The following is a 16,351-nucleotide window of genomic DNA, read 5'->3' on the forward strand; positions in this document are numbered from 1 at the left end:
TGATGACACCATCGTCTTTGAGATCTTTCAAACAGGCGCAACGGACAAAGACAGTACCGTAACCGTCAAGCTTGATTTGCCAGGCGGCATTGGCGGCGCAGTAGCAGCGGACATTCTTGATCAAGAAGTCATCTTCACGGACGCTAAAGGCTTAGAAACCACCTACACAGTGGCCGAAGCCCTTGCTGGTATTGAAGTGACCATACCAGCAGTTGGCGCTACTAACAACCCAACGTTTACCATTACCCCAGCCAACGATGGTTTCTATGAAGTCTCAGAAGTATTGGGTATGAGTATCACGGGCGCGGTAAATGCGACAGTAAACACCGATCCTACTTTAAATAGCGCCACCGGCACCATCTTAGATGAATCAGATGATCCACAGAATCCAGCTGCCAATACCGACGGTGACAAACCGACCCTAACCGTTGGCAATGCGAGCGCGACAGAAGGGGACAATCTGGTCCACCAAGTCACAGTGAATGGCACCACCCAAGCGGACGTCACTTATGACTTTGCACTGACAAACGGCAGTGCGACCGCTGGTGATTACAGTAGTGACCCTGCTGATGTGATCTTTAGCGACGGCGTCATCAACAATGGTGATGGCACCATCACGGTACCCGCTGGGGTCACAAGCTTCACGGTCAGCTACCCGACGTCAAATGACACTATTCTTGAGAATAATGAAACCACCAAGCTGACCATTGATGGAGTGGCTGGTACTGGTACGATTCTTGATAACGATATTGTACCTATGTTAACGATCAATGATAATAGAGTTACTGAAGCAACAGGCGATACTGTCATTGGCATATTTACTGTTACTAATCCTCAGAGCGTGGCAAGTCTAGATATAAACGATCAGGATGTGACGCTAGCAACTCCTAGCAACCCTATTGTTATCTCAGGAGGTAGTGCAGGTTCGCTTTCTATTACCAACTATGACTCACAGACGGGTATTTTGACTTATGAGTACACTGAAGATGGCAATGCAAAAGACCATAATGTATTGAATCGTGAAGTATTCGAGCAGTTCAACGTAGTATTAACCAATACAATTGGTGGCACAATCAATGATACTTTAGATATTGAGATCATCGATACTGTACCTGTTGCAAATAATGACAAGAATAGCGTTACTGAAAATGTAAATGTAGATGAGCAATCTAACAAAATTATAGCAACGGGTAACGTAATATCTGGTGCTGCGCCCACTGAAGCTGATGACTTAGGTGCAGATGCCACCATAGTAACAGCAGTAGAGTCATCAGGTGGTGATGTTGGTATTGCTGATGGCATAACTCCAACTTTAGGTAATTTTGGCGAACTGACGCTAAGTCGTGATGGTGACTATACCTATAGTGTAGATAATGCCGCTATAGAGTTTTTAGCAGTAGGCGAACAGCGAAAAGAAACGTTTGAGTACACTATCACTGATGCTGATGGTAGTACTGATACCGCTAAGCTTACTATAACTATTATAGGTACTAACGATCAGCCAACTATTAAGACCAGTTCTAATGGCTTGATTGCTTCAACCCAATTTATTGAACCGACAGATGATACAACGCTCACTCAAAATGGCATTATCAGTTTTAATGACAAAGATACGACTGATGGTTTAACCATTAGCTATTTAGAAGATGCCAACACTACAATCACTACTTCTTCAGGTCTAAACTTTACAGAAGATCAAGAGGCTGTGCTCAGAGGATTGTTTGAGATTGATCCGGCGACAGTAACAGATACGACAGCAGATTGGGATTTTGAAGCACGAGCTGATTATATCGATTTTATTCCAGCTGGCACAACCGTGACCATCCGTTACGCGGTACAAGTTAACGATGATAAAGGTGTCACTACGGCTGTTAATGGTAACGAGCTGAGCAAAAGTGAGATTCGTTATGTCGAAGTCACTATCACTGGTACCAACGATGGCGGTATTGCACTTGCCGATAATAGTATTACTATCAATGAAAATGGCACGACGACCTCAGGTGGTGTGCTTGCTACTATCTTTGATGAAAATGACACTGATGATCCGGATTTTGGAGAACAATTAACTGTAGAAAGCTTCCAGATTGGTAATGGCTCAGCTATTACTGTAGATCCTGATAACTTAAATAACTTATCTCAGAATGTCAATGTAGGTACTAATAAAGTCGGTGAAATTACTTTCAATAGTGATGGCACTTATGAATATGTGGCGACTAGCGATTACAGTGGTACGCTACCAGTTATCACTGCGAATGTCTCAAACGGTGTTACTGGTGCAACTCGTGAAGAAACAAGTCAAAAATTGACTATCACGGTCAATCCAGTATCTGACGCTCCTCAGCTCACTAACGTGTCCGTTACAACTGAAGAAGACACCGAAGTAACGCTTGGTTTGAAAGCACCGGTTATTACTGACGCAACTGACCTAAACAGCAGTAGTCCTGACGATACTCCAGAACGTATTGGTCTAGTTACCTTAACAGGGGTACCGAATGGCACCGTATTGGACTATGGTGTTGGCACTATTACAGCGACAGGAGCGCCTATTACCATACAATTGGATGGTAACGGCGTCATCAATAATTCAGGTCCAGCTACAGCCTCTATGACGGTGGATCAATTTGAAGCCATAAAACTCACGCCACCTAAAGATGATGCGAGCAATATCTCAATCACAATGTCGGTGACCTCGTTTGAAGTGGATAGTAGTGGCAATAGAGTCAATGTTGATGGTACTGGCGCAGTGGTGACGACAGGAGGGTCTCCTATTACAGGTAAAACTAGCACATCTACTATTAGCATCGATGTCACAGCGGTCACCGATACTGTACTTAACAACGCTGCTGGTGATGATGCTAGTAGCTTTGGTGTCGATTCAAGTTATGTTATTGAACCTAACGATGGTATTAGTTCGATTATTGGTAATGATGTTATTGCTGAAGTCGAGGAAAACAAGTCTGTTGATATACCAATCACTACCACCTTTGGTGATTTAGCAGGAAGTGCTGCTAATGGCAGTAGAGAAACCTATGGCTTTGTTATTACAGGTCTTAAACCGGGAACAGTAGTTGAATTTATTGATGCTAGCGGCAATGTGATTGCAACTAGCGGAACGGTAGATGCCAACGGAACTACCACAATTGGTGCTAATGCGAATAAAGACGGTAGTGGTAATATCATTTTAGATAGTAATACTGGCTTAGCTACGGTTACTGGTACGAACGAGCCAGTATTTAACACTAGTACTGGTCAGCCCATAATACGCATTAAACCCGATCAATATAACTCACTTGATATGAATGATATCGAGGTATCTTTATATACCCAAGATCATGATTCTGACTCTGATCTTGATCCGAACCTAGCGGGTATTCAGAAAGATGCTTCTGTAGAGCTGATTGATACGATCAATGTCAACCTAACTGTCACTCCAGTAGCTGGTCAAGTTGGGCTTGATAATCAAGGCGTTCAAACTAAAGAAGATACACCAGTTACCCTTGATACATTTGGTTTTACTGTGCTGGATAAACCAGATGGTGCTAGCACAGAAGTCATTGATAGTATTGTGTTTGATATACCAGTAGGCTGGTCTTATGTGGATGGTGTTGATAGTGCCAACAACGTCACAAATGCAGCAGTTGTGACCACGATCACTATTGATATGACAAGTTCACCTGATTTGAGTACGTTCTCTATCAAACCGCCTGCACAGTCTTCAACCGATACTGAGTTTAGCTTTACCGTGACAACGACAGATACTGATGATGATGGCGGTAACACGGTGACCAGCACATCAGAAAGCCCATTAACGCAAACAGTAGTTGTCACTCCAGTTGCTGAAGTAGTGGGCGGACGTAGTGATAACGATACTATAGATGACCTAACCATCAATCCAGACCGTGTTTATACCGCTACCGCCCAAGAGGACGCTGCCTTTAATCTTGGTAGTGGTATTGATGCCAATACTAGTACTACGTTTAACCTAATAGATGGCTGGTCAAACCAAGATGACATGGTCGACTTCGGACAGGAAAGCCATACCGCTGCCGCTAATGACTCTGAACAGACTTACGCGCATCTGACGTTTGGTAGCAGGGACAACGGTGAATTTACCGCGATAGCAGGCGCGGTCTTTACCTATAGTGTTGATGGTGGTGCAACTACTGAGCCTGCTCTAACAGATAATGGGACGGGTGTCGATATCCCAGCCGCTTATCTGAATACGGTTACTGTGACCCCGCCGCAAGACTATAGTGATTATACAGTCACTTCAGAATCGGCTACTGCTCAGACAGCAGTTAAGGTAGAAGCCAAAACCATCGATTATGATGAAGATGGTGGTGCTAGTGTGACAGCGACCAGTGGTGGGAGTTATCTAACCTTTACCGTCACAGGTGTGGCGGATCCAGCTACCTTAGCCGTTGACCCTGCCGAGGGGATTGAAGATCAGGCCATCATTGGTGGTAATACGCGTGCCACCGCTGCAGATATGGGGGATGTAACAACGGGTACTATTGGAAGTGATATCACTCCTATCAATGGCATTGCACTTAATATCCGTCCAAGCTCGCGTGATAGTCTTTCAGAGACTTATGATGTAACCATTTCAGAAATACCACTAGACGGGCAGCTGTATCAAAATAATAAAGGTGTAATAACACTACTAGATACCAGTAGTGGCTCGGTCATCATTCCTAACTATACTAATGATGTGACTAATTTATATTTCGTTCCTGCTGAAAATTACAGCGGTACAGTAACTCTAAAAGTATCAGCAGTTAGTCAGGAAGAAGGGACAACCGGTACGCAAAGCACTACACTCAACTTACCTATTAAAGTCATTGGTAAAGCTGATCTTATCTTAAATGATGATCTGGCTGTTGACCTCGAAAATGTAAATTACACTAAAGTAATTGCCGAAGACCAGCCCAATTCTGAAGGTTTGAGTACCAACAGTATCGCAGTATCAGACTTCTTTGATGATGCTATGTCAATAGCGCCTTATGATAGTGGCTCACCGCAACCTGAAGCGATAAGCTATAGCATAACAGGACTACCTGAAGGTTTTAATATCATAGGCGCTGGTGTGGTGTTCTTAGGAGGTAGTGGTGCGGATCGCGTGTGGTCAGTGCCGCTTGCTGCTATTCAGAATGGTGGTGCTATGTTGACCACCCCAGAGCACTTTGCAGGTGATATTAGCTTTGATATTCAAGATACTACCACTGAGCGTGTATCGGGCAATAGTGTCACACATTCTCCTAAGACAGTCTCTGTATTGATAGTTCCAGATGCTGCTGATGGTACAGTCAATAACCCGCAAGTGGTAGCGTTCGAAGATGAATGGACGACGATAGACTTTAATGCTGCTTTTAAAACCACGGATGCATCTGCAGGCGATGAAGTACTTGATACAATTACTTTAAATCCTGATGATATAGCAAACGTGGTATTACTTGTTAATGGCGAGGCTCCTGAAGTTGGCAACTACACCTTTAATGCCAGCGATAAAATTGAAGTAAAATACAACAGTGCTAACGAACATAGTGATGCCCCTTTTAATATCAGGTTTGACTATACTTACACCGATACGGCTACATTAACAGATGGCACAAAGCTCATCACGACATCATCGTCTCAAACGGATAATGAGGTAAATGTCACATTCCAAGCAGTCACTGATGACCCAACAATTGCTCTAGCTGAAACTGATGTGAGTATTGATAACAGTGGATTCAATGATACTGCGACGGTTACCGTCTCATTGACCTCGGCTGACCAAGACGGCTCAGAGATCTTTACTCGATTGGAAGTCAGCGGTGTGCCTGATGGTATTATCGTACAAGGTGGTATCGTATCCAATGGCGTGTGGTATGTGGATGTGCCTAATCCAGCCATCACTACAGGGATTGCGCCAAGTTATGATTTAGTACTGGAGCGTGATAATGGCGCTGATTTTTCTATAAATAATATAAATACTATTACTGTAACAGGGGTTACTCAAGATATTGCTGGAAAAGGTATCGATGGTAGGGAAGAGGTAGACAGTAAAGACTTTATCCTAGAGCTAACACGCACAAATCCAGGTAACAATCCCCCTCCTGCTGACTTGGTTAATAATTTAGTTATTAAACCTATTGAGCCTAATGAAGATAGTAGCTTTAATCTAGGGGATGTGATTGATGCTACGCTGGTAGGGACCAGTGCTAGTAGTGTCACTGCTTATAACATTGCGCTAAGTGGTGTGCCAGAGGGAACAAATCTATCTGTAGATCCGGAGGCTTCAGGCCAGGTGAGCGCTATAAGAATTGGAGACCAGTGGATTATCAGCGTGAATGATGCCAGTACGCTGACGCCACAGAAAGCGCTTAATGCAATAAGTGTTTCGCTGCCAGAAGACTTTAGTACCAATGAGACGGGGCAAGAGCTAAGCTTCAATGCAACCTTTACTGCTCGCGATAATAAGGGGCGCGAAGATGTATCTCCAACTGAAAACATCGCTATCACTGTCAAGCCAGTCACTGACACGTTTGATAATCATAATGGCATATCACCAGTTGTCGCAGCCGAAGATGCTAGAGTTGATATAGATATCAATCTAACGAATAGTGCTGATGGTGATTATGTCTCATTGATTAATGGGAAACTGTATATCGAGATCGATGAATCTAATCTAAAAAGAGGTAATGGAGACGCTGGGATATTAGAATATAACGGTACGAGACTGAACTCAACTGAGGTAACAGCTAGTGAGCTTGCTGGTACAGGTATTGCACCTGGAGAGTATTATGTCGTAGATGTTGCAGATAGTAATGGTGCCATAGATGGTGTCAATCCACCTAGTAGTGTCAAGGTTCAATATACTCCTGCCGCAGATGCTAATGGTAGCGCTATTATTTTTGTTAATGCCGCTCATAAGGAAGTGAGCGATGTGGCTATTGATGGTGACATAGAAACTTATAAGCATCAATATACTGTTGACGTTACTGCCCAACCCGACAAGCTTAATGTCTTTAAACCTGATACAGAAGATACCACCGTTACAGCAGTGGGTAATGAAGATACCCTTATCCCTATTCCTTATGAGATTAGTTCAAGGGATACTCAAGGAGATAATGATGGTAGCGTAAATGGTAAGTTTGATAAGGCTACTGGTATTAGTATCGACAATGTACCTGATGGTTATTTGGTATATTACATAGATAGTAATGATATACAACAACTTGCTAACAACAATGGTAATAAAAACAGTAATGGTAATTTATGGACAATCAATGCTACCGATCTAAGTTCAGAGGCTGACAGTATTTTCATTCAGCCACCAGAGAATATCAGTGCTGAGGTGACTGGCGTTGAGATGAGAGTCATTAGCGACAGCGGTCTAGTCAGTGAGCCATTAAATATTACTCTGCAAGTCAAACCAGTTGCTGATGGTCTTACCTTTAATCCTACTGATACTATTGGTAATCAAGGTAAATGGACAGCATTAAATTTGAACGCAGTATTAGAAGATACAGATAGTAGTGAGACAGTAAATATAGTTATCACTGATAATGGTGTTAACTTAACCGATGATGTCTTACGCTTTAGAGTGAATAGTAACAAAGAGCTATTGACTGCGATTTGGGATGAGGCGACTAATAGCTACACTATTATCGGTATCACTCTTAAACAGATCAATGACCTACAAATTAATTCGTCTGTACCGTTAGAAGCTGATCTAGAGTTTGCGCTTAGTACTACCGATACAGTTACCTATACCGAAGGGACTGTGACGGATACATCTGATGTTTATATTGATATCGATGGTAATGTGCCGTCTGTCTCTGTTGATATAGCGTTTAGCAAAACTTTTGTAGGTACAGAAGAAAATGATATCGTTGATGCTTCTGGACAGTCAGTATCTGTCAACTATAAAGGCGGCGCTGGAGATGATATCTTTATAGGCGGTAGTGGCAATGACTTCCTCGACGGCGGTACTGGAGCCAATACGCTAAGAGGTGGTGCAGGCAATGATACGCTAGTATTCGCAGCTGATAACTTGTTGATGGATGGTGGCGCAGGTATCGATACTTTATTGATTAATATGGCCAATACTACTATCGATTTTGGTACTTTTGATTTATCTAAGTTTGAAAGTATTGAAGTTATCGATATGACAGGTAATGGCGCGCAATCACTAACCAATCTGTCGACCATTGATGTGCTTGATATTATTAGTGATACAGCCATGATTAATAAAGATTTAATCATCAAGGGCGATGGCGGGATTAATGGTGATTCAGTGACATTGACTGATGAGTGGATCAGTAGCGGTACTAGGAGTCAAGGTGGCACTAGCTATAACGTTTATAGCTTCTCTGATACCAATGGTACTCATGATCTGTTGATTCAGACTGATGTGAATACTACTATTCTATAGGTTTATTCACCTAGTACAGATTTTGATTTTTCATAAAACGCCATTGGATTCAATCCAGTGGCGTTTTTTTGCATTCACATTAGGGCTTTTTCTAGATGTATTTTGGTATGTAAAGTTATATTGACTCTATTAATAGCGACTCTTGTAAACTCACTCACTAGGATCAGCGCCTGGTGGGAAGTCATGGCGTAGCTGTGCGACATTAGCAGTGGTTACTATATCAATGAAATTATTTAGATCGCTATGCACGTATTGTGTGACAGCTGCTATTTGCTCATCATTCATCATGCTATGGAATGATGGCATGCCGCGTAGGCCATTGATAACGACACTAATAATATAATACTTCGATTGCATCTTGCTGTTATTGGCTAGCGGTGGATAGTAGCCTGCGCCTTGCGCACCTTCACCTTTTTGCATATGACAACCAGCACAAGAGTCATCGTAGAGTTTTTTGCCATTGGTGGTAAAAAACCCCGTGTTACCTTGTGTGCTGCCTTCAAATTTAGTGAGCCACTGCTGCATGCTGGCATCTTCACTCATGTTTGGTATTGAGCGCACATCGACAATATTGCTGGTAGGTTCAGCCAACTCTTTTTTGGTCATATATACGCCGCCCCATGCGCCCTGATTGCGACTGGCTTGATTGTCGACACTATTGTTAAATAGCATTGGTGCTGTCTGCGGGTTGGCGATAGTGGCTACGTTTTCTGCTTTATACTGACTACAGCCAGATAGGGCTATCGACCCACCAATCATGAGCATCGTTATTGCTTTGCCCGAGCTGAGTGAGCTAGATGGTTTGATTGGATTTACTACCACTATGTTCATGACTGTTCCTAATGTGCTTAGTCTCATTGTTATCATCCTTGCTTCAACGGCAGACTGGTTATTCAAAGCTCATTACTCAAAATCTGGCTATCCAAGCTTTTTGACTTTTTGATGCAAGCGTTTGGCGGCATCCATTCCAGATAGGATTGCACCTTCTTGCCACGCAGGAATATGCGAACAGTGCTCACCTGCCAGTATGATGCGGTGATCAATCTCGCAGAGTGTGTCGTAATACTGCTCACGACTGGACTCGCTCCAAATGCCGTAGCAGCCAAGCGACCAAGGGATACGGTGCCATGCGACAGACGTGCCAGCGCGAAATTCCTTAGTATATTGCGGATGAATCTGTTTGCCATAGGCGAGCGCGGCATTGATACGTTCTTTGGGTGTCAATGAGTTAAATTTGTATGAGGCTTCCCCAAATCCATACGCGCCAAGTATCACGCCCGAGCCTGAGCTAAACATATCTTGTGACGGATAGGAGATTTGCGAGATAGGCATATCAGTATAAGTGATGCCGCCATAGATCCATTCATCCTCTTCCCAAAACCGTCGTTTGAACTCCAAACCCACTTTGTAAGAGCTATCATAAGGAACGGCTGCCATGGCTTGCTTCATTGGTGCGGAGACATTGATATCAATCTGCGTCAAGATGGATAAGGGGATGGTGCAAATACACCAATCGGCGCGCACGGTTTTGATAGCACTATCAGGGCTATTGCTATCAACATAATCAACAGTGACGCCAGTTTCGTCTTGATTGATTTTGGTGACTTTGGCATTGAAGGTAATCATCTCGCGACACTCACGCGTGAACGCATCACCGATTTTTCCCATACCGCCGACGGGCTGAAACATCGCTGGTTGATGGACATGGACGGTATAGTTGGTATAAATGTCCGACCACATGCCTGAGTCTAATAATTTGTCCATCGGTATGGGGGTTGATGGCTTGGCATCAGGCATCAGACCACCACCGGGATATACACTATAGCCACGATGCTTACCAGTTTCTTGGCTTTTGACGTAACGGTAGTTGGTATCTAACACGCCCCAGCCCTTGAGACCTTCGAGGAGTTTTTCTTTGTCCTCTTTATTGACCGTACTATCGAGACTGCCTTTATTGACGGCTTTGGATAATAACTCTGATACATAACCGCGAATATCGCTTTGCACTTCGCCCAAGCGCTGAGGCGCACCATCGAAATGATTGGTACGATGTAGATAAGCACGATCATTGGTCTGGATAAATGGCTGTAGTGCCACACCGAACTTTTTGCAGTAATGGAAGACCGCGTAGTGGTGGATGGGCAATCGCCATGGACCACCATTGAAGTAATTGCCTTTTTTAAAGTCGCACGTGACCTCAGCGCCGCCCAGCTCTGTATACTTGTCACCACTATTGAGTGTCCAGCTACGTCCACCGCCACGATTTTGGTACTCAAGCACAGTCACTTTATAGCCTGCTTTGCGCAGCTCATAGGCAGCAGTTAGACCACCCAATCCTGCGCCCAAAACCACGATACTTGCGCCAGCTGGTGCGCCTTTGAGATTCATCTCTTTTTTAAAGCTCGACTCAGATGCAAACCCCAACGTGGTCATCGCTTGATACATCGCGGTCGCGCCTGCCGTCTTGCCTATCATTGAGAGCAGTTGTCGTCGCGTGGGAGATTGGAGCAGGTCATTCATAGAATTATCCTTATCGTGCTAGTATTTGCCATATGATAAAAGGCGAAAATTAGAGCGCATTTTTTATAGTTAGTCTTATGGTTAGCTTTTTTCTTTTATCACACGTGTGACATCCGCCGCGCTGACATCGCTGTTGGGTAAACCACCAAAGGTGACTCGTACGTAGTTAGTAATGCTAGCGATTTGTGCAGGGCTTAAATCTTCTGAGAAGCCAGGCATCTTTGGTGCGGTATTAAATGCGCCTTCTGCACCGAACGCAATCACACTGATAAGTGCATCAGGTTTTACGCGGCGAATACTACTGAGGCCAACGATGGATGCATAGCGTGCATCGGGCTGGGCGTAACCATCGACCCCATGACAACTGGCGCAATGGATGAGATATAAATCTTTTGGCGAATTGCTATTATTTACATAGTGCGAACTGACCATACTATCTACACTAGTAACCGTCTCAGATTTTGCCTGTGCCAAATAGTTTTTTTGCTCCAGTAAGTTATAAGTAATGGAGTTGCTGACTGGCTGCGGCAGGCGAGACACATTGACTGGTATCAGATAATCATCGGTCTTAATGGCTGGGACGACTTTTAAGTAGTCAGCCATCGCGATCAGGTCTTCATCAGTGAGATAACGCGTACTGTGCGCCACGGCTTCTGCCATCGGGCCGCCCGCATAAGCGCGCTTATCAAGCGTGCCTGTACGCAGGTAAGTTACGATATCCATTTCGTTCCAAAGGCCGATACCCGTATCGTTGTCAGGCGTGATATTTGGTGCAAACCATTTACCAAGTGGTGCGCCGGATAAATAGCGGTCTTTATCGAGGCCTTGAGTTAAGTTGCGCGGTGTATGACAAGTGCCGCAGTGCTCTAAGTTATTGACCAAATATTCACCGCGCTGCTGAGTTTCAGTTAGCCCTGAACGATTTTCAGTAGAGGGCACATTGATGACATTCCATGCCAGCATCAAGCTACGAATATTTAACGGGAAAGGCAAATGAGTGGTTTTTTCAGGTGGTTTGTCTACGATAGGAACGGTCTGAAAATAGGCGAACAAGGCGCTGATATCCTCATCTGTCATGCTATGATAAGACGGATAAGGCATCGCAGGATAAAGCTGATGATTGGGTGCACGACCTTTTTGCAACGCCTTTTTGAAATCGGATTCGGTATAGTTGCCGATACCATAGCGCGTCGATGGTGTGATATTGGTCGAATAGATATTGCCAATGGGTGTCTCAATCGGTACGCCGCCACTATAGTCATCACGGTGGCAAGCCATACAGTCAGCGGTACGCGCCACGTAAGCCCCGCGGTTGGCAAGCGCACTATTAGCAGGGCTGACATTTGGCAGGGTTATTCGACTGGGCAAAGTGTCTATTGGCAGGCTGACCGTACCTGCCATCACGACGGTAGACACTAAGCTGAATCCCAATGTCAGTGTTATTATCGAAGAAAATGACAATGCTGGCATGATTGCAGACAATGGTTTCGTAATGCTTTTATAATACCGATGAATCATGTCTAATTCCTTTTTAAGCTTTCTGCAAATCACTACCAGTATCCATTCAGACAGTGGCGAAACATTAAAAATACTACTGTCTGGCGGCTTCGACCTTGATACTTAAGTCAAGGTTTTTGGTCAGTCCGAACCAAGCGAATTTATTGATATTCCATTTTGTGCGATTAATCGTAGCAGTGAACTCGCCACCGCAAACATCCTTTCTGATGCTCGTGTTTAGATAACAATCAAACTTAGTTGCGGTTAGGCTAATTGGGTGGGTCTCGCCATGCAGGGTCAGTTGTCCATCTACCCGAGTGACCTGCGGGCTTTTTTTATCTTAATTGAAATGCCATTTTGTCGATTCAAACTGCGCTGAAGGAAACCTCTGCATATCAAAAAACTCAGGCCCCGTTAGACTATTATTAAAAGAAGGGTTGCCCGTATTTAGGGAGTTTATCGGTATGATCAGTGAGATGTCGCCTGTTCTTCGGTTTGGATCGTATTGCAATTGACCTTTGATATTATAAAAGCCACCAGTCGTGGCTGAACTCTTAAAGCGTTCGATAGCAAATCGAATATGAGTGTTGGCAGGATTAATAGCGTAACTAGCAGCTTGACTGCTATTTGCAGTGCCTACGAATAATAATGGAATGGTCAAAAAAGAATAGATATGCGATGATTCTGGCCTAGTAGACAACAAGCGCATAGCTACATTCCTTTATCGACTATTGATATAGAAGAGCTTATTTACAAGCGCTATCCTTGCGTTTGCTTAACAATAAGCCAGTGATTGTTTATTATTTATACAGGGTTTTTCAAATACTTAGTAGTGCTATTTTAGTAAAGAGATAACGAACAACTCTGTCATGCCCGAACGTCAATTCCAAGTATGGATGCTAAGTACTGATACCTAATTATTGAAGCTGAGTACTTATGCAACAGTACTGATGCATAATTATTGAACCTAAGTGCTGACTTTAAGTGTTAGAGTGCTCAATGCTAGACAAGCTAAGACCAGTATGTCTTTTATCGTCGTTGGTGCTGTGTGCTTTATTTTTAATCAATTGTTTGAAAAATAGGGCTGCGAGCGCACAGGCTATGGTTAATGACAGCAGCATTGAGACCAAAGTATGGCTAAAGAAATGATCACCAAACAGCATCTTATACAGTCCCATTGTCCAGCCCAAAACGGTTATTGATATGACTATCTGGTAGCGGTATTTTCTTAATGTCGGTAAAAAAGCCAGTCCATATAAGGAAAACCCTGCGCTGGCGTGAGCTGCTGGGAAGCATCTGGCAGGTGTTGCTGCTACGATGTTTTGCCATAGGTTGAGGTAGGGCAAATCCCCATTAAAAATAACCAAGTCATTTGGGCAGCTAACATGGGTGACGCCTTTGAGCGTGGCAATGGTAGCAGGTACAATCGCTAATATAATCAGTAGGTAGCCAATCTCGCGCATAGGTAAAGGAAGCAGAAATTTATCAAGCTTACTATGGTTGAGCTTACTGTGATTTAGCTTATGGCAGTTTAGGGCATTAGCATTAAGCCTTGACTGTCTATACTTGATGATTAAAACCGCTATGAGGTAGATAGCCAATAGAATCAATAATGCTTTGGGCAAATCATAAAAGATAAATGCGTAAGGCTGCGCGCCTTTTTCGAGTAGCCAGTGTCCATTGTTATAAAAAAGCTCACTGATGCGTACATCTAACTGACTATGCTCAAAAATTAAGGTGGCCATGATGGTCACGCACAGTAGTTTTAGCCAGTCCCAAGTCATTGCGTTGTTTTCTGAAGTCATGACTACACCTGTTAACATATATGCGATGTTGATGGATTTTAATACGACCTTCGTTTTATTATTTAAGATAGTGCTAGCAACGCGTTTCGCTGTTAGACGAATGCTCGCCATGCTTTAATAAAATAGAGCAGATAATGCCATTACCCATAAAACCATTAACAAACATAAAGACAAAAACTGTGCTGCAGAGCCGACATCTTTTGCGATTTTTGCGAGCGGGTGTTTGGCGGTCGAAGTATGGTCGACACAGGCTTCAACTCCTGTATTGAGCAGCTCAACAATCAACGACAAAAAAGAAGCGACGACTAGCATCATTTTTATACCAAGCGCAAAAGGCATAACGATGACAGCAGCTAGCAGTACAAGGTTGAGCCACACGACTTGTCTAAAAGCCGCTTCAAATTTATATGCGGCTTTAAAGCCATCTATAGAGTAACTAGTGGCTTTTATAATGCGAAGGATTCCCGTTTTACCTTTGGCATGACTTGCAAAGCTATCAGCTGCGAGTGCATTATCATGCGTCGTCTGATTGATAGAACTATGCTCGGCTGATGGGTCTACAAGGTTGGTATGAGTAATTTGCTTCATAGGGCATTCTTAATGGTCTATTAAAATTAAGATAGCCTGAGTATAAGACGGGAGAGGTTAAGAAAACGTTAAGAGGCTATATAGGAAGGAGAATAAAGCGTAATGGTTGTTTAAGCCTGTCGTTTCCCAATCAGTAATTATGATTGGGAAATGAAGATGTCTTTGGACTATCACAAGGTTATTTATAATAAATACTAAAGGTGCTACCACCTGAGCGATTGGCTTGGTGAGTGAGCTGCCAGCCCATATGTGACATGATACGCTGGACGATACTGAGTCCTAGACCTGATCCTTCAACCTTATGTTTTGTCTCATGCTCTGACAACAGAATTGTTTGCTCGTCTTTATACTGAGACTCTAATCGCTCAAACCGTTCATAGAGTAAAGGCATCATTGCTTCAGGAATACCTAAGCCAGTATCAGTCACCGTGATTTTTTCGTCATCGATAGTAATGGCTACTTCGCCATCATCAGTATATTGAAACGCATTTTTTATGAGATTGCCTAGTGCCATTTTTAGGAGTTCGGGGCGTACGTAAGCGCTGTATTCCTGCTCAGCAATTACCTGACAAGTGACAGACTTATACCGCAGCGAATACTTCAGGCGCTGCATTTCTGCTAAAGCGATATTATTGATAGAGGTTTGCGGTGCGTCTAACTTTTCAGGCGCGCGCGATAGTAGAAGCAGGGCAGTGATAATCTCAGAAGTTTCTTTGGCAGTAGTGCTAATGCGATTGGTAAATTCATTTAAGTGGCTGTCAGCGTCTAATTGCGAGGCCAATACCTCGGAAGCCCCCATGATAATAGTCAACGGTGTGCGTAACTCGTGGCTGACATCACCAGTAAACAGTTGCTCGCGCTTGAGGTACTGTTCTAACTTGTGGTTTTTATCATCGATAGCCCGTGCCAAGACACCAACCTCAGATGGCAAATGTGTTAAATCGCTTAAGTTGTGATGATCGGTCTCGACGGCCTGCTTTAAGTCCAATAGAGGCTTAATGATTTGTTTGGAAGACAACTGAGAGAAGATAGCGGCGATAAGTAAGCTTAAAATAACGGCTACTTTTAGCGTATCTGCAAATATGTCTTCTAGGTGCTCAAATATCGCCAAGACTGGATAATTTCCCATCACCATTTCGGTGTTTTCTAGGTAAGTCAAAATATAGGTTTGACCGTCTTGGGTGTAGGCAAAAAGATGCAGGTTGGCATGACCTGCTCCAGAGGCTTTATTAACAGTGACAGAGGTCTCTTGCACCGTGTTATTGGCTATCGCTTGTAAACTAGCAGGTGCTTTGTCATAGCGATAAATCTTGATACCTGGGTCAGCGACATAAATAGGCTGCTCACCATGCTTTTCTTGGCTAAGCTCTAGCTGCTGCAATAGGCGAGCCTTGACCAAATCTTGCTCTATTCGGCTCTCTGCGTACAAGAAAATACTGACAAAAGCTGCGCACAGTAATAACGCGAATATGAAGTAAGACAGTCTGAACTTATTGGCTATCGAGTCTATATTGAACATGGC

The 16,351-nt window shown here is 43.6% G+C and carries 7 protein-coding genes and 1 pseudogene; 1 reads left to right on the top strand and 7 read right to left on the bottom strand.

From position 1 onward, the window contains the following. On the top strand, nucleotides 1-8,419 hold an 8,419-nt coding region (locus JMX96_RS02945), incomplete at its 5' end, for a VCBS domain-containing protein (protein WP_201567253.1). A gap of 150 nt (nucleotides 8,420-8,569) precedes the next feature. Here the strand turns inward: JMX96_RS02945 and JMX96_RS02950 are convergent. The 7 genes and pseudogenes from JMX96_RS02950 to JMX96_RS02980 form a co-directional block, all read right to left on the bottom strand. Next, entirely contained in the window at nucleotides 8,570-9,250 is a 681-nt protein-coding gene (locus tag JMX96_RS02950) for a c-type cytochrome (RefSeq protein ID WP_201567254.1), read from the bottom strand. Nucleotides 9,251-9,337: 87 nt separating this feature from the next. Continuing rightward, a complete protein-coding gene (locus JMX96_RS02955) occupies nucleotides 9,338-10,939 on the bottom strand; it encodes a flavin monoamine oxidase family protein (RefSeq protein WP_201567255.1) in 1,602 nt (533 codons plus the stop codon). Nucleotides 10,940-11,020: 81 nt separating this feature from the next. Beyond that, complete coding sequence (locus JMX96_RS02960; RefSeq protein WP_413786732.1) at nucleotides 11,021-12,409, bottom strand: c-type cytochrome; 1,389 nt, start codon at nucleotides 12,407-12,409, stop codon at nucleotides 11,021-11,023. Nucleotides 12,410-12,530: 121 nt separating this feature from the next. Further along, a pseudogene (locus JMX96_RS02965) lies at nucleotides 12,531-13,145 on the bottom strand (YceI family protein). 271 nt (nucleotides 13,146-13,416) lie between these two features. After that, nucleotides 13,417-14,241 (bottom strand): PAP2 family lipid A phosphatase, encoded by an 825-nt coding sequence (locus tag JMX96_RS02970; RefSeq protein ID WP_201567258.1) that lies wholly within the window; start codon nucleotides 14,239-14,241, stop codon nucleotides 13,417-13,419. A 114-nt stretch (nucleotides 14,242-14,355) separates the two neighbouring features. Next, nucleotides 14,356-14,829, bottom strand: a complete 474-nt coding sequence (locus JMX96_RS02975; protein ID WP_201567260.1) for a diacylglycerol kinase — start codon at nucleotides 14,827-14,829, stop codon at nucleotides 14,356-14,358. Between the two features lie 178 nt (nucleotides 14,830-15,007). Next, nucleotides 15,008-16,348, bottom strand: a complete 1,341-nt coding sequence (locus tag JMX96_RS02980; protein WP_201567261.1) for a sensor histidine kinase — start codon at nucleotides 16,346-16,348, stop codon at nucleotides 15,008-15,010. Nucleotides 16,349-16,351 lie beyond the last annotated feature (3 nt).

It is taken from the genome of Psychrobacter sp. JCM 18900 (assembly GCF_904846625.1).
GTDB lineage: Bacteria > Pseudomonadota > Gammaproteobacteria > Pseudomonadales > Moraxellaceae > Psychrobacter.